This window comes from Actinocatenispora comari (assembly GCF_017312725.1).
Lineage (GTDB): Bacteria > Actinomycetota > Actinomycetes > Mycobacteriales > Micromonosporaceae > Actinocatenispora > Actinocatenispora comari.
The window spans coordinates 152,820-171,541 of the sequence record NZ_BOPO01000084.1; the positions used below are offsets into that span (position 1 = coordinate 152,820).

General features: G+C 63.5%; 12 protein-coding genes. 3 read left to right on the forward strand and 9 right to left on the reverse strand.

Features of this window, described 5'->3' with window-relative positions; genetic code table 11:
* Positions 1–515 precede the first annotated feature (515 nt).
* The 3 genes from NUM_RS22280 to NUM_RS22290 all read left to right on the forward strand — a co-directional run bounded on the left by NUM_RS22280 (position 516) and on the right by NUM_RS22290 (position 4,798).
* Entirely contained in the window at positions 516–1,274 is a 759-nt protein-coding gene (locus NUM_RS22280; RefSeq protein WP_207126845.1) for a hypothetical protein, read from the forward strand.
* 1,495 nt (positions 1,275–2,769) lie between these two features.
* Complete coding sequence (locus tag NUM_RS22285; protein ID WP_207126846.1) at positions 2,770–3,444, forward strand: tyrosine-type recombinase/integrase; 675 nt, start codon at positions 2,770–2,772, stop codon at positions 3,442–3,444.
* Between the two features lie 181 nt (positions 3,445–3,625).
* Complete coding sequence (locus tag NUM_RS22290) at positions 3,626–4,798, forward strand: tyrosine-type recombinase/integrase (protein ID WP_207126847.1); 1,173 nt, start codon at positions 3,626–3,628, stop codon at positions 4,796–4,798.
* Between the two features lie 955 nt (positions 4,799–5,753).
* Here NUM_RS22290 and NUM_RS22300 read toward each other — a convergent pair.
* From NUM_RS22300 to NUM_RS22340, 9 genes are all read right to left on the reverse strand, one after another.
* Complete coding sequence (locus NUM_RS22300; RefSeq protein WP_207126849.1) at positions 5,754–6,737, reverse strand: DNA-methyltransferase; 984 nt, start codon at positions 6,735–6,737, stop codon at positions 5,754–5,756.
* Between the two features lie 792 nt (positions 6,738–7,529).
* Positions 7,530–7,922 carry a hypothetical protein gene (locus tag NUM_RS22305; RefSeq protein WP_207126850.1) on the reverse strand — a complete coding sequence of 131 codons (393 nt, stop codon included), beginning with the start codon at positions 7,920–7,922 and terminating at the stop codon, positions 7,530–7,532.
* The gene (locus tag NUM_RS22310) at positions 7,912–9,867 is read right to left on the reverse strand and encodes an ATP-binding protein (protein ID WP_225918763.1); all 1,956 of its coding nucleotides are present in this window, start codon (positions 9,865–9,867) and stop codon (positions 7,912–7,914) included. Before NUM_RS22310 ends, NUM_RS22305 begins: the two co-directional genes overlap by 11 nt.
* Before the next feature lie 252 nt (positions 9,868–10,119).
* The gene (locus NUM_RS22315) at positions 10,120–12,261 is read right to left on the reverse strand and encodes a DEAD/DEAH box helicase family protein (protein WP_207126852.1); all 2,142 of its coding nucleotides are present in this window, start codon (positions 12,259–12,261) and stop codon (positions 10,120–10,122) included.
* The gene (locus tag NUM_RS22320) at positions 12,258–12,755 is read right to left on the reverse strand and encodes a hypothetical protein (protein ID WP_207126853.1); all 498 of its coding nucleotides are present in this window, start codon (positions 12,753–12,755) and stop codon (positions 12,258–12,260) included. Before NUM_RS22320 ends, NUM_RS22315 begins: the two co-directional genes overlap by 4 nt.
* A gap of 1,251 nt (positions 12,756–14,006) precedes the next feature.
* Positions 14,007–14,384: a hypothetical protein gene (locus NUM_RS22325; RefSeq protein ID WP_207126854.1), complete on the reverse strand. Its 378-nt coding sequence runs from the start codon at positions 14,382–14,384 to the stop codon at positions 14,007–14,009.
* A gap of 3 nt (positions 14,385–14,387) precedes the next feature.
* Positions 14,388–16,358 (reverse strand): AAA family ATPase, encoded by a 1,971-nt coding sequence (locus NUM_RS22330; RefSeq protein ID WP_207126855.1) that lies wholly within the window; start codon positions 16,356–16,358, stop codon positions 14,388–14,390.
* Entirely contained in the window at positions 16,355–16,615 is a 261-nt protein-coding gene (locus NUM_RS22335) for a hypothetical protein (RefSeq protein WP_207126856.1), read from the reverse strand. Before NUM_RS22335 ends, NUM_RS22330 begins: the two co-directional genes overlap by 4 nt.
* Before the next feature lies 1 nt (position 16,616).
* Positions 16,617–18,677, reverse strand: a complete 2,061-nt coding sequence (locus tag NUM_RS22340; RefSeq protein WP_207126857.1) for a DEAD/DEAH box helicase family protein — start codon at positions 18,675–18,677, stop codon at positions 16,617–16,619.
* Positions 18,678–18,722 lie beyond the last annotated feature (45 nt).

Sequence of the window (18,722 nt, forward strand, 5' to 3'; positions counted from 1 at the left end):
CCCGATCACCGCGCACACGAGCGATGTGGGCAGCCGGTCTAGGCGTCCACCGAGAGGCGGGAGCCCCGGAACCCCCACAGAGGTGGGGAACAAGCATCACGGCCCGAGAGCCATCAATCGACCTAGGCCGCTCCTGCGACAACCCCGCATAGGCGGGGACAATGAGACAAAACCTACCATGCGGCAGCGATGTGCCGCCCCGCTGGAGCCCTATCGTGGCCGGTCCCTCGGCGCACGCGCTAAGCACGGCGAACACGCACGGGCTCAGCTCGATGCGACGCGTGCGCTGCCGGCGTCGCACTGCGTCTGGGTGCTGCCCGCGCTCCGCGGCTCCCCTCCGCACCGCCACGCCGATCGCGGATGTGCACAGGGGGCTGCCGCTCGGCACATATGACGGCGTGTCCGCACCCACAGTCGCACCTGATGCGGCCCTCGCGCGAGGATGGGCCCTCGTCAAGACCGAACACGACCCTCGCCGCTGCTCACCCCGGCGGCGACAGCCGGACAGGACCGCCATGCCGATGCACAACCAACGCGATGAGCAGCTGGACGTCGAGCTAACCGACCAACACGACGGCGGCGGCTCGACCGGGCCGGACGAGGACAGTGACGTCGCCGCGATGGAGCAGACCATCCGCCACCCGTGGACTAGCTACACCATCCTCGATGCCTGGCACGAACGGGCCCAGACTGCCACCCGCCACGTACGGCCCGCTCGCTGGTGGGCCGTACACACAGACTCCACCGGCAGCGCGTACACCATTGCCGACTCGCTCCTATCGATCGCGCGTCACGGCGACGTGCCGTTGGAACCGGAACAGCTGGCCGGTCACTACGTCCGACGCGCCTACCGCATCGGGCTGTCGCTCCCGTGCCCGCCGAGACTGGCCGGGCCTGTCGGACTCACTCAACTGGGCGTCTGGGTCGCCGCCGTTGCCGTGGCCGGCCGCGTCGAGGCACTCGTGGGATGGCAGGCCGCAGACCGGCTCATCCACCGGTTGTGGGGCTGCGCCGACACGGAGACCCACTCGCGTTCTCCGCTCACGCAGCGCCTCGCGGTCGAGCTCAGCCGCGAGGTCGGCGGCCAACCCGTTCTCGGCCTACCCGAGCTGGTCCAGATCGGCATCCACCACCACACAGACACCCAGCCGATCGCCTCTCACCACCTGCTGCGGACGACCCTGCGCAACAGCTCACCCGAGAGCGGCCGTTCGGAAATCACCGCCGCAACGCTGTCCGTGCTCGACCTCCGCAACACGCACCTGCGCGCGTAACCAGACCATGCGGTGGATCTCTCGGTGCGGCCGACGGGTCGCGCGGCGGGACGCGGTCTCAACCACGACCAGGGTGAACTGGTGCGTCGACCCGGTACGGCCGGAGGTTGTTAGGTCTGAGTGAGTGATCGGCATACCGTCGCGCTGCGTATCACCCGGCCTTGGCCCGGGACCGCGGCACGCTCGGAGCCTCTGTGGACGGTGCCGGCTCCGGATTCGGCTCGCTGGCCTGCGCTGGGCTCCGATTGTCGTAGACGAGGGTTCGGGGTCAGGCTCTCGATGTCCTTCGGCTTGCCATCAAGTTCGCCAAGTAGGCGATGAGCGCCCCTGATGAGATCCGGGCGGCGCTCTGTCCACTGTGGATATATCACTCGGCCTGCGCGCGCCCGGACGACTACGCACTCAACAGGCTGCACCTGGTGAGTTTCAGGGGTGTTTGGCCGCGGCCTACATCACCATCCTCACTGCAGACCTAACCGCCCACGGGCCGACCCGACGACTTCCGACACTCTGTTCGAACAGCCGCCAACACCATCGCGGCGCACCGTGTTCTTCGACTATGAGTAGGTCCGTGATGCACTCCGATTCGGCTACTTCGCCTGCACCGCAACGTGACCACTCGGGACGAGCTACGAGCATCTAGAGCACGTCATCCTGAAATGTGGGAAGCGGTTGCATCTGACTCCGGTGCCCGAGCGGTGCCCGAGAACACGCGACATCGCCTGGCACTGGGCGATACGCGGCGGCATCGGCCCTTGAACGTGTGCTAGAGTTTCGGCAGGTCTCCGCTACTTTCGTTGTGGCCCAAGGCATCTCAGCATCTGATACGGATCAGAAGGTTGGGGGTTCGAATCCCTCCGGGCGCACCCACGTTTTACCAGGTCAGGACGATTTTTTAGCGTCCTGCGTCGATGTGTTTCGGCGCGTGTCCCTTTATCCATCCCTTTAACTACAGGGTTGGCGGGGGGCGTACAGGGATGGTCTCTGGATGATCATCCCTGGTAGCTGGCCATGTGGGTGCGTTCCAGAGGGGTCCGAACCACTCCCTGCAGTCTCCGTGTCAGGCTCTCATGCTGCCCTGGTCGCCACTGGGCCGGGCCGTCGCATCGAGATGGTTTCCCATATTGTGGGATGACGTGGTGGGGAGACGTGAATGGTTTCGTCGGTTGGCCTGGCCGATCGGTGGCCGTTGGCGGTGTTGGTTGGCCGGTTTGTCGAGTCGGCGGGTTATCGGAGCCCGGCCACGCTGGCGTTGACGCTGACCGCTGCGCGAGCGGTCCAGGATGACGCCTTGGGCGCGGTTCTGGTGGGTCGGTTGAGCGCGGCGTTGCTGACTACGGTCAGTGACCGTTGGCGGTCGGGCGGAGTTGGTGCGGCGGAGGTCCGTGCGCGCCTTGCTGTGGTGCGGTCCGCGCTGAGGTGGGCGGTCGACCGGGATCTGGTGGCCGGCACCGCACTACACCGGGTGGGTACGGCGTCGGGCATTACGCCGCGGGTGCATCTGCCTGTCCCGGTGGTGCGCCGGTTGATCGCGGCCGCGGTTGAGGGCGTGAACGCCGCCCGGAAGCGCTACCGGCGTCGTCCGGGGCCGGGCACGGCACGGGCCTGGTTTGCTGCCGAGCAGCGCCGGCTGTTGGTGTATCTGGTTGCCGATACGGGGCTGCGGCGTGGTGAGCTGGCCGGGTTGCGTTCCGATGATCTGTTGGGTCGGCAGCTGTGGGTGGAGCGGGCAGCCAAGGCCGGTCCTGGCGGGAGCGTGGTGGTCGGCCCGACCAAGTCGCACCGGCACGGTCGGTTGACGGTGACCGCGGCGACCGGTGGGCTGTGGCCGGCCCACCTTGACGTCTGGTACGGGCCGCAGACGGCCATTGGTGTGCGGCCGGTGTGGATGTTCCCGTCGCCGCGTGATCCCCGCCTGCCGGTGCATCCCGCGACGTTGGCGGCTCGGCTGGCACATGTGGCGGAGGCGGCGGACGCGACGGGTTCGGCGTTGCACGCCATGCGGCACACGGTGGCGACCTCGCTGGTGGCGTTGGGCTACCTGACCGAGGCGCAGGGCCGGCTGCGGCACCGGCGTCTGGACACGACGCTGCGGCACTACGTCGACACCAGCGGCGTCGGCGACCAGGACGTCGCCGACGACCTCGAACGGCACCTGCTGACCGCCTGAGCAGCGACGGCGGGCCGCACAGTGCGTGCGTCGGTAGTCGGCAGTGGAGCGTGGATCCTGGCGTGAAGGGAAGCTGCCGTTGGTGGTCGTGATGGGTGAAAGGGATGCGGGAGCGATGGCGCGTCGTCGTGGAAAACGTGGTGAGGGGACCAGTCGGGAACGCCGGCCTGGTGTCTGGGAGGTGCGGGTCACGGTCGGACAGGATCCGGAGACCGGACGCGGCCAGCAGAGGTCGTTCACCCATCATGGGAACGAGGAGACGGCCAAAGCGGTCCAAGCGCAGCTGGTCGCGCTGCACGGGGTGCGGAAGATGCCGGCGCCGCCGTCGACGGCGGCGATGACGGTCCGGGAGCTGCTGGGGCGGTTCCTGGACAGCTCGCACACCTGGTCGCCCAACACGTGGCGCAGCCACGGCAGCGCGGCGAAGCTGATCAGCCGCGACAGATTCAGCCAGGTACGGCTGGATCGGATGACGCCCGACAGCATGGAACGCGCGATCAGCCGGTGGGTGCAGGCGGGCCTGTCGGTGTCGGTGATCTCCGGGCGGTTTCGGGTGCTGCACGCGGCGATCAGCTGGGCGCTGGACAACAAGCTGATCCTGCAGGATCCCCTTGAAGGCATGAGTACACCGTCGCGGCCGCATCCACGGCTGCACCTACGGCCCGGCGAGGTCCGCAAGCTGCTGATCGCCGCCGACGCGGCCGTGGACAAGGCCCGCGCCCAACTCCAGGAGCACCCGAACATGCGCGGGTACATACTGCGGTTGTTCCGGGCCGAGCAGGACGCCCTACTGATTCGGCTGGCAGCTGACTCCGGCGCCCGCCGCGGCGAGCTGGTTGCCCTGAGAACCACGGACCTGACCGGCCGGGTACTCGCCATCAACCGGGCCTCGCAGGACGGCATCATCGGCCCGGTCAAGAACCACCTCAACGGCCAGCTGACCCTGGGCTCCGGCACCGCCGCCTACTGGCACGAACACGTCCGATCCTGGGCCAAGTTCACGGCCGGTGCGCGTAAGTCCAGCGGTGACGGCGGCGAGGGCGCCTGGCTGTTCAGCGCCACACCCGAGCGCAGCACACCGCTACTGCCCAACGGGCTCGGACAACGCTTCCGCAAACTCGCCCACGCCGCGGGCCTGCCCGAAGCGACACTGCATCGGCTGCGACACACCGTCGGCACATTCCTTGTCTCCCAAGGAAAGATCCTCCAAGCCAGCGCACGCCTCCGGCACAAGGACGTGGCCACCACCCTGCGCGAGTACGCCCACGCTCTGCCCCTCAACGACGAAGACATCGCCGACACCCTCGACAACCTCTACGGCCTCAGCACCGCGCTAGCTCCTCCTGCCGCATGAGTGGTTCGGCGGTAGGCCTTCCGGAGGGTTAGACGAATGCCCGGCGGATGCAGGCTCAGATCGTTTGAGGCTCAACGGATCCAGGAGCGCTAGGTAGATCACGGCATGATGCTCTAGCCGGCAAGCAGGAAGCCCTCGGGACCACGGCGAACGACCATGGAAGGACGCCTTACCGGGATTTCTGCGGCTGCCGACACTGACCCTGCGTCTGACGGCCGGTGTGATCCGCGCCCACGCAGGGCGATCCGGTCTCGCCGACGGCGCCTGGAGGCGGAAGGTCACTGCCCTAGGTCCAGCAAGGTGGACGTCGGTAGCGTGGCCGGCCTGCTTAGGAGCGCACCGGCCAGAGGCGTCACCGGAAAGGGTCAGAATCGCGGCGGAGCGGCCCCAGATGATTCGAGACCCCTCATGTCCAGAGTGGCGAGGCTGGATCAGATCTAGCTACGATCGGGGACAAGCGGGCGGGTGCATCGGGATACTGGTATGCCGAAGAACCGATTCAAGACGTTCGCGGAACGTTGCGCCGGTAGCTCGCCCATGTCGATCACTAACGTACTGATGCCAACGTGAGGGATGACGGGATTCCCCGTCTAGGGTCCACATCGATGGCAACCTTGAGCCATCCTGAAACCAGGCGTGAAGCCAGGAAATCTGGGCACGGAAATTAGCGGCAGCCAGGCCATACAGGCCACTAACGCCCCAGCCGGCTACCAACTCCGTCGAGGTGGCAAGCACATCCTCAAGCTTGGGTCGGGCCGATTCCCAACCCATGGAGTTTCGTCCCACCTCATTAATCGCAGTCACGCTCCGAGTGGGTATCGCGAACAGGTTCGCGATACCCACGCTGCCGCACCCGAGGACATCAGCAGCCACCTGCAAGTGTCGCATGGTGGCCTGCCCAGACGTCAGAGGCGGGTTGAGGAGAATCGCTCCGAGGGTCCGCTGATTCTGGCGATCAGAAGGGGCCATTTACGACCAGCGCCTTGCCTTTAGTCATCTGCCTTATGGACTTGAGGATATTTTCCGGACCCTGGTCATAGATAAATCGCACTGCCGATTCTGCTGCGTAAGATCGATCAAGTTCGAAGGATAGCCAGCGGCGATCGAGATCTTCGGCGGCTCGCCCAGTGGTGTTTGAGCCAGCAAAGAAGTCGACCACAAGGTCACCGGGATCAGTGCACATTTCGATGAAAAACAACGGAAGCTTGAGAGGAAACCGCGCCGGATGGCTGGGGAATCCAAGTTTCTTGCAAGTTCGCAGGTACATATCATTTGACTGGCTATTCGGGATTGCCAGAAGGTTGGAGGGCAGCGCACCACCGTTATCACGCCCGAACGCCTCTCCGATACTATGCTGCGATGGTCGATCCTTGGGCGTGTAATAGCGAGCTGGATCGGCTAGCAGTCGCTTCATTGACTCCGAGTACGGTATCCGCACCTTGCCAACATCGGCCTTCGGCTCGTCGGTCTTTGAGAGCCACCAAACTGTGTTGACGGCGTCCTTAGCTCGGATTTTGCGCTTGTTCACCCACTCGATTGGGGAAGGCAGCTTCGACGGGTTGTACCAGTAGAACTCTTCCGCTAGTCGATACCCCAGTTCATCGACGAAGGCTAGGAGGGCACGGAACTGGTGTAATGACCTGACGGGCAACCCTCGCTGGTATGCACCGCCGATGTCGATCACCAGGCTGCCGGTCGACTTTAGAGCATCCTTGGCCAGCTTAGCGAACTCAGTAAGCCAGGCCACATAGCGCTGTTGGTCTTCGTTGCCGTACGCCTTCTGCCGCAGCAGTGGGAACGGAGGGCTAGTGATGAACAGGTCGACACTGTCGGCTGGCAACTGGGCCAGGAGCTCGAGACTGTCTCCGCTGATCATCGCTCCGCGGCGAGTGGAGTAGCACACTCGCCCCGACCTCAGGTGATCAAGCAGGTCGCGCATCGTTCTCCTCCCAGAGGGTCAAGCAGGAACGACCTTACCGGGCGACCTCAGCGGCAAGGTGAAGCCATGCCGAAGGGAGAGCAGGGGTCGGCCATGTTGCTTACGGTATCGACTGCGGCGCAAGTGCGTAATATTACTTACTGTAATCCAAGATTACTGAACGTGACGTGTCGGAGGTACGTGAGCTACCTCTCCAGTGAAGGCTCAGGTCGAGTCGAGCTCCGTGGCGCAGAGGAGATGGCGGAATGGGCGAGGCGTCACCTGACTGGCTGGAGATGTCGTACGGTGCCTTTCAGGAGTTGTACCGACCATCCGGCAACCCATCGAGCCGCAATCTACATCGTCTCATGATCCGCGGACTTGGATTAACTGTTCTCCAGTTTCCGAAGGACGAAACGCGACGAGTTAAGCTGCTTGTGTCCAATCTGTCCTTGCCGCTGCCCTCGCAACTGCGCTTCTATCTTTATAGAGTGACGCAGCATCCCCTGATTGACAAAAAGGCACCTTTAGGGTCCAGATGGCGACCGAAATTTCCAAGAATAGTAATGCGGGTCTCAGAAACTCACTCTGAACCCCAGCTACGCCGCAGAGCTCGCCGACCGGCGCCGGTCGTCATTCGAGTTAAATGGAGATTTCGAGAACCTGTCGCCTTGCGATTTCTCGAAGGCTACGATCTGGCCGCGGTGTCCGTTGTACTCGAGACGATGAACCGTGGCACCAGGGTGCGGTTGGGGCCCGTTGCCGTGGTGGTGAGCCAGCCGAAGAGCCGAGCTCGTGGATCACTCCGAGGTCTTAGGTACTCGATGGATCGATCAGGTCGCGCAGGGATAGCACTTCGCCGTCGGCGACCTTTCGATCCAACGCAATGGTGCCCAAGCTCATCAGTGTCTCGATGACGCGGTACGGGTCCTCGTCGATCTCAGGGTGAAGAGCAATAAGGAGGTCTCGCATCTCGCCGTGAGGGTCAACGGATCCAACGTTGAAGTTCGATCCGTTGGCTGAACCGAAGTCCGCTTCTCGGTTGAGGGGCAACTGCTCTCGGAGGGCATACGCGGTGCCCACCCGGGCAACATCGACCAGGTCGGCAAACGGAAACCGTTGCTGTAGGCGTTTCGCCGCCGTTGTTGCATCTGGTGTGAATGCGATGTTGACCCGGCTGGAGCTACGGCGGCTGCTATCGGTCACGGTGGCCTCCTGACTCGATTTCGGTATGCCTAACGCCTACACGGCGAAGATAATGTTCCGCGACTAGGTCGGTCCCGAGCTTGTTCAAGGCGACTTCCCGATCGAGCTCGTCATCGTGGACCAGCAGCAGTACCTGATCTGTGATCTGCGGAAGGGCTTCCAGGACATGCTCTTTATGCGTCTTGTCCAGCCGCCCGAACGGTGAGTCGGTGATAATCGGGCCATTCATTGGCGAACAGCGCTGCAGTGCTGCAATCAACGATAAGGCGACCACGTGCTCATACCCGCTGGACCGATTGAGAACCTCGCTCCCATCTGCATGCAAGATTGTCAGTCCATAGTTATCGTTGATGCGAAGACGGTCGTAATCCTTCTCAGCCGACAATGCCCGGAACACCTCACTGGCCTGCTCTTCGACGCGGTCGCGCAGCCTATCCCGGAACTCGTTCACGGCGGAGGTGAGCAGCTTATGCAGCTGCACCAGCCATGCGACTTTGCGGTCCTCCTGGCCTGAGCCTGACGCGCCGAGCTTACGGAGTTTTTCCGATAACGCGGTGACCGCGTTGTCTTTCCGGATCAGCTCCTCACGACTGTCCTTTAAACGTGACCGTGTGTTCGTCAGGCTGGTGTGCTTTTGGGCGTGTTCATTGACCAGATTCGAGATGATCTCAGCGGTTCCCTCGGGGGCATCCGCCAGCTCGCTTTCGAGTTCGCGGAGTGCTCCCTCGGCGTCAGAAAGATCGACTCGTGCCTGACTGGCTTCCTCTTCCAATCGCACGAGCTCGCCGCTGTCGGCCCTCATCTTTCGCAGTGCGTCACGTCGCGCACGTAGTGTGGTGAGCTCTGCTTGCACCGCATCGGCGTCCTCGCCTTGCTGGTGAGCGTGCAACTGCTGCGTTTTCTCGGGACTAACCGCTTGTCGACAGGTGGGACACGTTCCCGTCGTTATCGCCGTGGCAACTTGACGAGCGGCTAGTGCCGCCGCTAGCCGGCTCGTCAGCGCATCATCCTTGGCCTCGATAGTCGCGAGTTCAGATGCGACGACAGGGGCCAGTACTGCCCGCCATGTCGCGCCAGCGGCGGCGGCAAGATCATCGACTCGCGCTGTGGCTCTCGCGCGTAGCCTTTCGACTTCGTCTCGTTTAGAGTCACGCGTGGCTAGCATGCTGCGGTACCTGGTATTGCTGCGTAGCTCCTTCTCTAGCTCATTCACATCATTCTGCAGCTCGACGACGAGGTCGTTGAGCTCGCGGACGTTCGTACGCTCGTTCTCTGCTTCGTCCGACGCCAACTGAAGGTCGTTACCCAATGCCTGGGTGGTCCTGTCTTGCTGCGCTGCCTTCGCTTGCGCGGTTCGTGCCGCCGCCAACAAGGACGCCACATCATCCCGAGCTCGGGTGAGCACCGGCAGGCCGAGGACCCGTTCGATCGACTCCTTCAGCTTTTCGCCGGCTTCGCTCCCGGGTGTCAGCAGCTGCTCGTACTCCTGCAACAGCTCGGCATCGAAGAGGAAGAATCTCGCGATTTGCTGGGGGAGCAGCGTTGCCAGCTCTCGCTCGCGATCGTCTGGTCCGAGGACGTCGCCGTCCTTCACCAGGCTCACGGTTGTTCTGAAGGTTGCCGCGCCACTGCTCGTCTCTCGGACATACGCCCGTGTCAGTTTGTAGTTATGTTGACTGTGGTTGAACGTCAGAACCACTTTAAAGGGACTGACTGTCGAGCTGTCAGCATCATCGCGGTTGCCTACCTTGGAAAGGTCGATCTGGCCAGATGCGCGACCCAACACGATGCCGAACAGAGCCCACCGCAGTGCGTTGAGGAAAGTTGTCTTACCACGGCCGTTCTCACCCCATACGACTTCAACGCCGGGCTGATCTGCGAACTCGAAGCGTTGAGATCCGCGATATGGGCCGAAGTTGGTCACTTCCATCGCGACGAGTCTCATTCAGCTCCTCCACTGTCTAGTGTCGAGCCAGCCGTTGGCTCATCGGCGTGGTCGATGAGCCAGGCGTCAACCACCTGGGCAACTGCCCGTGCCGCGGCGCTGCGGTTGTCAGGATTGTTCTGCTCGGCTGTGAGGACCGCTACGAGCAGCTCAGCCGGTACGTTGGGAAAGTCAGCCGCCCGGACCTCCTCTGTCGCCGTGAAGACATCTTCCTCTGGCGGCTGAGGCAGTCTCAGCGGTGGGCCTGATGGGTTAGTCATCCTCATCCTCGATCTCGGTGTCTACTTCGACGCCTGCCGCGCTAACGGTCGTATCGAGCTCGATCGGCACACCGTAACGGATGCAGAGGGCCTCAACCTGCGTCAGGGCTTGCGGGTTGGCCGCGCCACGTGCGAACTCCAGCACACGGTGGAGCTCGCCCGCGAGGAGCCGGTCTCCGTGGGCCGTTGGAGCCTCTGCATCCTGCGTGGGCACGACAATTGCGTCATGCAGGAATGCCAGTGCCTTACCTGGGTAACGGCGAAGGATTCTGCCACGCCGCTGGATGAACTCGCGCGGATTCCGACTGCTAGCAAGGATCAGGGCGTGGCTCACAGCGGGAAGGTCAACACCTTCGTCCAGGCAGCGCACACTGACGAGAATGCCGCCGTTGATATCCAGCTCAGCTAGGGTGGCTTCCCGATCGCCTGTCATGGAGCTGTGGTATTCCAAGGAATCGAGGCTTCTGGCGGCGAGTGCCGCACGGACCTCGCCGAGTTGCCGCAGCCCGTCGCAATACACTAACCACCGTTGACCTGGCTGGTAGTGCTCAGCCAGTACCTGCACGGCCAAGGGGACCTTGCCTGCCGCTCTCTTTAGAATCCGAGCGCGCGCGATCGCCAGTTTCCGAAGTCGCTCGTTGCTTTCGACGTTGTCAAGTGCATCCCCTCGTCGTCCGGCCTCTCGCCGCAGCTTACGCGAGAGATCCTCGTACGCAGCCTGCTCACCGCCGTCGAGTGCGACATCATGCGGGATGTAGTTATAGGGAGTCAAGACACGATCTCGGATCGCGTCCTGCAGGGTATACGGAGGCGGAATAATCCCCCCGAAAAAATTGAGAAGACGGGCGGTGCCATCAGGGTCGCCGGCGCGAACCGGTGTAGCACTCAGGCCCATGCGCCAGGGCGCCGCCAGCGTCAGCAACGGCTCGGCGCCGGGGCTGCCGAGTCTGTGGGCTTCATCAGTGATGACGAGAAGCCGGTCATTGTTGGCGACACGTGTTAGGAAAGCGTCAGTGGCCGCCGTTTGCATCATCGCAACGACGATGCGTGGAGGGCTTCCTGCCGTACGAGTGCTGGTCCAGGGATACAGTAGGTCGTCGGTGCGCCACGTGTTGTTTCCGGCGCCAGCCAGTAGAAGTTGGGGAGCCAGATCGGCAAGGCGTTGTGTGAGCTCACGGCGCCACTGGTCGAGTAACAAAGCGCTAGGGACCAGCACAATGGCACTCCCGCCCTCGCTCAAAACGGTGCGCACGGCCTGCACGGCGGTATAAGTCTTTCCGCTCCCAGTGGCGTGCTCGAGTAGGCCGCGACGACCGTGAAGTTCCCATGCGGCTAGTGCCTGGATCTGGTGATCTCGCAACGGCCTTGCGTCCGCCGGTGTCGCTGCACGCACTGCGGCCTCAGCGAGGACCTCGTCGACGAGGACCTCCCAATCCGCTGGGCCGGCGTTTCGGATGAATTGTGCGGCCACCTCCGGAACCGCTCGGACGTCGACGCTGTCGATTTCATTGCGCCACAGCGCCTCGAAGCGAGTTGCTGCGTCGCTCACGCGGCGCGCGTCGCGGCCGCCAGCCCAGGATGGGAATACGTCGACACTCTCAAGGTTGCCGTCGGCTGACAGACCCAGAAACGTCTCGTTCATCGAGCCGCGAAACCCCACGGTGTCGCCGGCGTCATCGGTGAATAATCCGACCTTATCATGAAAGAGGCGACGGTCACCGGGGCTGGCCGACGCGGTCAAGATCGCCAGCCGGACATCGACGGCACCTGCCGCAATCAGACCAGCCAGCACTCTCGCAGGCTTGCGCGATCGCTCGCTATCCAACAGGAACCTCAGCTCGGCGAGCAGTGCAGCACCGAGTTCTTCGTCGCTTAAGGCTTCGTATCCCTGTCTCAGCGCTCCGGCATCTGTGCTGGAGAACACAGGCGAGCAAATCAACCTCATCCGCCCACCGCCCTCGATGAAATCCTTAAGCGCTGGCCAGGCGATGGAGAAGACGGCAGAGGAGAAGTAGCCGGAGATCCGGTCGTAGCGAGTCGACACTCGCATACAGGGCAGGTAGAAGTCGCCGGCAAGATCATCGACGCTCTTGTCGTAGCTCGGCGCGAATTCGTGGTCCCGCAGGCCGCTCATGTCACCGACGACCGTATCGGGCTCTTCAACAGGGACTGGCGGGTGAGTTCTTCTCTTCGTCGCAGGCCCGTCACTAGGCGATCTGCCCGTACCGCAAGGACTTGCTCGGGATAGCCACCACTGCGGCGCACCTCGCGTCGCTGGCCACCTTGGCCGTGGATCGCGGCGTGGTGCACGGTGGTGGCACTCACTTGGATGCCCTTGGAGTACGGGAACTCCGAGTGGGCGATGGCATCCCAGAAGACAAAGACATCGAACTCGGCGACATAGCCTGCCAGCAGCACGAGCACGCCAGGGTCTAGCGCCAGACAAGCCCGCTGCCGCCTCCGCTGCCCCGGCAGCCGCAGCTGAATCCGGTAGTCGCCAGCCTTACGCTCAGACGGATGATCGGTGCAATTGAACACATATAGCCGAACTTTCCGGGGCAGGGGCGCTCGGCAAAGGAGGTCCAGCGGCTTCGTTGTCACCGAGATCGTCTCAAGGTCGGTCAGCACAGAATCACCTAGGGCCCGGACAAATCGCTGGTAGAGCATGGACAATGGCTGCTTCTCACTTGGCCTCCACTCTCCCACGGTGATCAGACTATGACCTCGTCGGAAATCCAGCGATGCCCAGTGCTGAGCTTAGGGTGTGGCACTGACACTTCTCGGTGGATCTACCGGGCGGGATCCGGTTGTCAAAGAGCGCTCTCCCACTGAGGTCCTTACAACGACGGCACGGGCGCCACGACGGCCGGCGCGGTCCGGCTTCTCACGGAGTTCCACGTCGACCGCTACCCGCGACGCCGTCCTCAAGGGAAGGAGTTGAGAACTCCCCATGTCGCCGTAGAAGATCGATCCCGAGGTGCGTGAGCGGCCTGCCAGGGTCGTGCTCGATCGCCGCACCGAGTACCCACCGGCCGCGAATGCGATCGCGGCCGGCGCCCGGGGGCGGAGGCGCTGCGCCGGTGGGTGATGCAGGTAGAGATCGACGGCGTCGACCGTGAAGGTCAGACCAGCGACGAGCTCGCGGCGGCCCGCACCGGAGCCGCTCCTCGCATAGAAGCGGCGAAGAACCTGGGACGGTTCAGGCCGCCAAAACCGTCTTCGGTGTCGGATAGGTGTTTGACTGGGCCAACCTGTGGTCCGAGCTCGAGGTCCACGCCGGCCCGGCACCCGACTGGCTGGTGCCGGGTGCCAACGACGAGTACAGCAACCTGTTCTGCCTGTCGCTGCGCGGGCCGGTCAGGGGTCAGTGTGGTTCTGGTACCACGAGGAGGCCGACGAAGGCGAGCCACCTGCCGAGGACAATCTGACCCTCAAGGCCAACTCGTGGCCAGATCAACTGGCCTCCTTGCGACCCGTTGAACCGGAGGCATGACCACCTACACGTCGATCGTTCGGCGGAGGACGACCCGCTTCCAAGGTACATGCGCTGGGTCAAGCCCAGCGCCTCTACTGGGACGGCAGCTGTCGACGCGCCGCGGAACTGGCCCACAGGGGTCAGCGGTACCCGGCCGCTGGCAGCAGACAGCTCGCCCAAGCCGGCGCCGTCGTGCTCTGCGCCGGCGGTATCGGCGTCATGGCAGCGCCGGAGCCCACCCCGCCGACGGCCTGGTCATCGGTACGGCCCAACGCCGACCGCGCCGGCGGCTCGGCCACTAAAGCGACTGGCTTAGCTACGAGGCGGACCCGTCCCCGCTCGCGCGGGCGTTCCCCGCGGTCGAGCCGTCCAGTGAGCGAGGTATCTAGAGCCGAGCATTGTGCCTACTCCGCGGCGACGCTGGCCATGATGTCGGCCATCGTCTCGTTGCCCGCAACTCGGCGGGCAAGGTCCCGCACTCCAAGCTCGGCCAGTCGTTCCATCGTGGCCATGGGTCGGCCTGGCTCGCCGATGTTCAGGATTTCCAACAGCTCGCGCACGCTGCCGCTCGGATCGAGCGTGCCGATGCCGTTGTACTTCGTCGTGTAGCCACCCTGCGGCGCGTTCTCGATTGCGAGATCTGCCCCAATCGCGTAGGTAATCGCGAACAAGTACGCATCTTTCTGGCTGCCGCCGAAATACTCGTTGGACACTGTCTCGATCGCGTTGTTGCCCTCGAGAGTCAGGCCGATCTGCTGCTTGTCACCCCGGTCCGTCGCCATGCCCTACTGCGTCCTTTCAATCTCGGCTTCCTCGGGGTCGTTGTTCGGCCGGAAGATCCGGTACGCCTGCCCGATCCGGTTATCCATGATATCCCGCGCTTGCGCTTCGGTGAGCTCGCCGGACTGTACCAGCAGGATGGCTTGATTGCCGAGTTCGGGAACCCACTGTTGAAGGACGTTAGCGCGATGTTCGAGGTCGAGCCGGGCGAGCGGGCTATCGAGGACCACAGGGCCACCCCGCACCGCGGCGCGCTTGAGGGCACCGATGAGTGACAAGGCGATGAGCTGCCGCCCGCCCTCGCTGGTCTTCATGGAAGGTCCGCGCTTTCCGACGAGATCGACGCGGTAATCCGGACCGATGCGGATGCCCTCGTAGCCCTCGGCGTCACGGATCAGCTTCGTGAACATCCCGGTTGCCGTGCCCTCGACTTCGGCACGCGTCCGCTCCTGGTATCGCTCGATGGTGCGCTGTACGAGCTGCTGGGTGTACTCGAAAAAGTATGCCTCGGCCGCGAGGTCCGGCTGACCGCCGCCAAGCCTACGGATGGTGCCCGCCAGCTTGTTCTGATCGGACTGCACCTTGGCCTGCTCATCGTCGTGGTGCAGCAGCTGAGCGTTGTAGCCATCAATCGCATCTTCGAGTTGCTGCTGGTCGTGCGCGAGTTTGCGGATGCGGGCGGCATCATTGTCCTTTAGTCGGTCCTTGATCGTGCTCAATCGCCGGTTCCGAGTGAACTGCGCACTGACGATGCCGTTGAGCTGCTCCTGTGCGCGATGGAATGCCGGCAGTGTGCGGGTGTCGATGAGGGCACGAACACGTCGCTCCAGTTGTATATCGGCCTGGTCGCCACCGGCCCCCTTGAGCCGGGCGAGTTCATCTTCGGCCCTGGCGAGCGTCCGGCGCGTGGCGTCGTCTGGTGGTGGCAGTTCCTGGTGGCAGGTCGGGCATATACCGCCCTGGATCTGCTTCTGCAGCACGTCGACGCGATCGCGCGCTGTCTGGATTGCCTTCTGTCGTTGCTGGGCTTGGTCGTTTCGTTCCTCGATCCGCTGAAGAGCGGCCGTGAGCTTGGCACTGGCTGGAGCCAGCCAGCCGTCGATGAGCAGCCTGCGCATTTCGTGGCGAAGCTTGGCTTCATCGGCCTCGCCGCCTTTGATCGCTGCTTCGAGGCTCTCCATCTCGCGGGCGTCAGCTTTGAGTTCGTCCACGGCGGCGATGCGCTCGTTGACCTCTTCCAGGTCGGTCTTGGCCTTGTGGAGCGCCGCCTCAACCTCGGAGCGATCCTTTTCGATGCTCTCCTGTTTGGAACGCAGGTCACGGAGCTTGCGCCGGGCTTTCTCTGCCTCGGTCTGGTTCTTGAGAGCCTTGGCTTGGCGGCTGAGGATGTCTTGGGCCATCACCGAGATGTCCCGCTCGGCGAGCTGCAAGGCGGGGATACCCAGCACGCTCTCGATGCTGCGCTTGAGCACGTCACGCTCGCGGTCCGAGTTGAGCCGATCGTAGAAGTCGCGCAGCAGCTCGCCGTCGAATAGGAAGAACTCGGAGATCTGCGGATGGAGCAGCCTACCAATTTCGGAGTCAATGGCGACCGGCTGAATCACTTGAGCGTCGATCCGCAGGTCGGCACTGACCTTCGGCGCGCCGCCCTCGAACCGTGCGGTCCGTGTTAGCTGAAACTGCTGCCCGTTAGCGCTGAACTTCATGCGGACTTCCATCTCGGTCTCGCCTTCTGCGAAGGCCGGACGGTTCATGTAGTCGCTGAGGCTGCGCGTCGACTCGGCGGGTGTCTTACCCGCTTCAGGTGCACCGTAGAGGCACCAGCGCAATGCCCGGAACAGACTCGTCTTGCCGAGCGTGTTTTCACCGTGAATCACCACGATGGGTGCGTCCGGGTTCGTGACAAGGTTGAGGTCCGCGATGGACTGATATGGGCCAAAATTGCGCAAGCTGACGCTCTCAAACTGGAGACTCATTGGCCGAGCTCCAGTCGAGCCAAGATGCGCCGGCTGACCTGTTCTTGCAGCTCCCGCAGCTCGCGCTTGAACTTGGAGCGGTCGTCATCAAACTGATAGCGCCAAGCGAGCGCGACGATCTGCTCGTAGTCCTCCGGCACAAACGAGGCCACGGCGGCGCCGAACTGCTGCCTGAGGTCGCTATCCTCCGCGACCTCGCGCAGCGCAGCCAGAGCACCCACCCGGCCCTGGGGCTCATTCGTAGGTTCATCGGTCATATCAGTCGGATTCCTCCTCAGCGTAGTCGAGCAGGTCTGGCAGCTCGATGGGATCTTGGCTGAGCGATACGACGATTTTCAGCCGCTCGCGGGCTGCACTGTTACGGGCCAGCCGCACGAACTCCAAGGCCCGCTGCGCTTCGCTCTTCGTCAGCGCGCCGCCGATCGGGTTGACCAGCATCAGGTCATGGACTTCAGCGCTGACCTTGCTTGTCCCCGGCGCCTGGCGCAGGACGCGGCCGCGGCGTTGGATGTACTCACGCTCGACGGTGGAGCTAGCCAAGATAAGGGCATGATCCGTAACCGGGACGTCGATGCCTTCATCGAGGCAGCGGATCGCGACTACGATGCCTCCGTGGTCACCCAGGCTGCGGATAACGGCGTCACGGTCACTCTGCATGCCCGAGTAGAATTCTAAGATCGGCAGACCAGCCGCCCGGCACTGTTCGGATAGCACTTTGAGCTGAGTGAGGTCGTCGCAGTACACCAGCCACCGGTCACCCGGCTGGTATTCGTCTTGCAAAATGGCCGAGGCGGCCGGCACCTTCTGGCGCGCTTGCTTTAGTACCCGAGCACGGCGTATCAGGAGCATCTGGAGCTGACCTTCGATCTCACCGAACGAGTCGCCGCTGCTAACGAGCTGCCCGATCCGCTTTGTGAGATGTTCGTACTGCTCGAGCTCGTCATCATCCAGCTGGACCTCGTGCAGCCGGTAGTCGTAGGGCACAAGAAGGCCGAGCATCAGCGCTTCCGCCAGCCCGATGACCGGCGACAGCACCGGACCGAAGTACTCTAAGAGGCGATCGGTGCCCTCAGTGTCGAACTGGCGGCGATAGGTGGCGCTCAGTCCCAGGGTCGCGCCGCACTCGGTCGCCTCGAGCATCGGGAGCACCCGCCGGCTGCCCGCACGATGCATTTCGTCCGCCACGATCAGTAGGTGGTCACCGCTCTTCAAACGACGCTGGAAATCCGCGCTCGCGAATGTATGGATCGTCGCGACGATAACTCGCTGTGCGCCGGCCGAATTACCCGGTGCACTGAAGATGGGCAGAAGCTCCATCCAGGCGCTCTTGTTGCTGTCAGCCCCCGCTGGCAGGACTTGCACGCTGTCCAGTTCGGTCTCGATCTCACGTATCCACTGCGCGTGGAGGTCACGGCCGGGTACGAGGATGACGGCCGCTCCGCCGTCCGCGGTCCAGCGCTTAACGGCCTCGATTGCCGTCAGCGTCTTGCCGGCGCCAGTCGCGAAGTTGACGATGCCTCGATAATGGTGGGCCTTCCAGTCCTCCAGCGCAAGGCGTTGGTGCTCCATCAGTGGTCGGCTGGTCGTCGTGCGGCGGTTGCGCTCGCGCGCCTGGTGGCTGCGCACTTGCTCGATCGCATGGTCCAGATCATCGTCGGCGATGGCCCGCAACTGTTCGGCCGTAACTTCCTCAAGGAAGGCGGTGCGGATGCCCGGCTCACGTCCGCGCCAGATCTCCCTGAAGTAGTCCGATTCGTCTCGAGTGCGCAGTAGCTCAGATTCGTTGCGCCAGCTACAGAAGACTTGGAACGACTCGTTGTTGAGGCCCCATGCCCGCCAGGTCTCGTTGGCGCTGCCGGTGAATGCAACGCGCCGGCCGTCTTGGTCCTCGAATATGCCCATTTTGTCATGGAACAGGCCGCTGGGGTGTTCCGGGAACGCGATGCGTACCTCGATGATCTCGTTGGCGATCAGGGTGGCGAGGAGTCTCGTCGCGGGAACCGCCTCAGGATGTTGAAGCAGGGTGTCCAGATCGGCGCGAACGGTCGCCTGTGCATGCCGAGCGATCTCGTCGGCATCCTTCATGACCGCGAAGTCTTCGGGCGACAAGGCCGGCGAACAGATCAGCCGCATCCCTCCACCGCGTCGCACAAAGTCTGAGAATGCCAGCCCCACCACTTGGTACAGCGTGCTGCTGAAGTAGCCGACGGCTCGGTCGTAGCGGACCGACTCCTGCAGGCAGGGCACGTAGAAGTCATCGAGCAGCCGATCGCGCCCCGACCGATACGCGGGCTGTAGGCTCAGGTCCGGCAGCGACATCCAGGTGCCCCTCCAACGCACTTCAGAACCAGTACTCAACCGGAC

Coding starts and splice junctions, on each gene's coding strand:
- NUM_RS22300 (WP_207126849.1), bottom strand. CDS start 6,737: ATGCGCGACCTGCTTGATCACCTGAGGTCGGGGCGAGTGTGCTACTCC.
- NUM_RS22280 (WP_207126845.1), top strand. CDS start 516: ATGCCGATGCACAACCAACGCGATGAGCAGCTGGACGTCGAGCTAACC.
- NUM_RS22325 (WP_207126854.1), bottom strand. CDS start 14,384: ATGGCGACGGACCGGGGTGACAAGCAGCAGATCGGCCTGACTCTCGAG.
- NUM_RS22310 (WP_225918763.1), bottom strand. CDS start 9,867: ATGAGACTCGTCGCGATGGAAGTGACCAACTTCGGCCCATATCGCGGA.
- NUM_RS22335 (WP_207126856.1), bottom strand. CDS start 16,615: ATGACCGATGAACCTACGAATGAGCCCCAGGGCCGGGTGGGTGCTCTG.
- NUM_RS22330 (WP_207126855.1), bottom strand. CDS start 16,358: ATGAGTCTCCAGTTTGAGAGCGTCAGCTTGCGCAATTTTGGCCCATAT.
- NUM_RS22315 (WP_207126852.1), bottom strand. CDS start 12,261: ATGAGCGGCCTGCGGGACCACGAATTCGCGCCGAGCTACGACAAGAGC.
- NUM_RS22340 (WP_207126857.1), bottom strand. CDS start 18,677: ATGTCGCTGCCGGACCTGAGCCTACAGCCCGCGTATCGGTCGGGGCGC.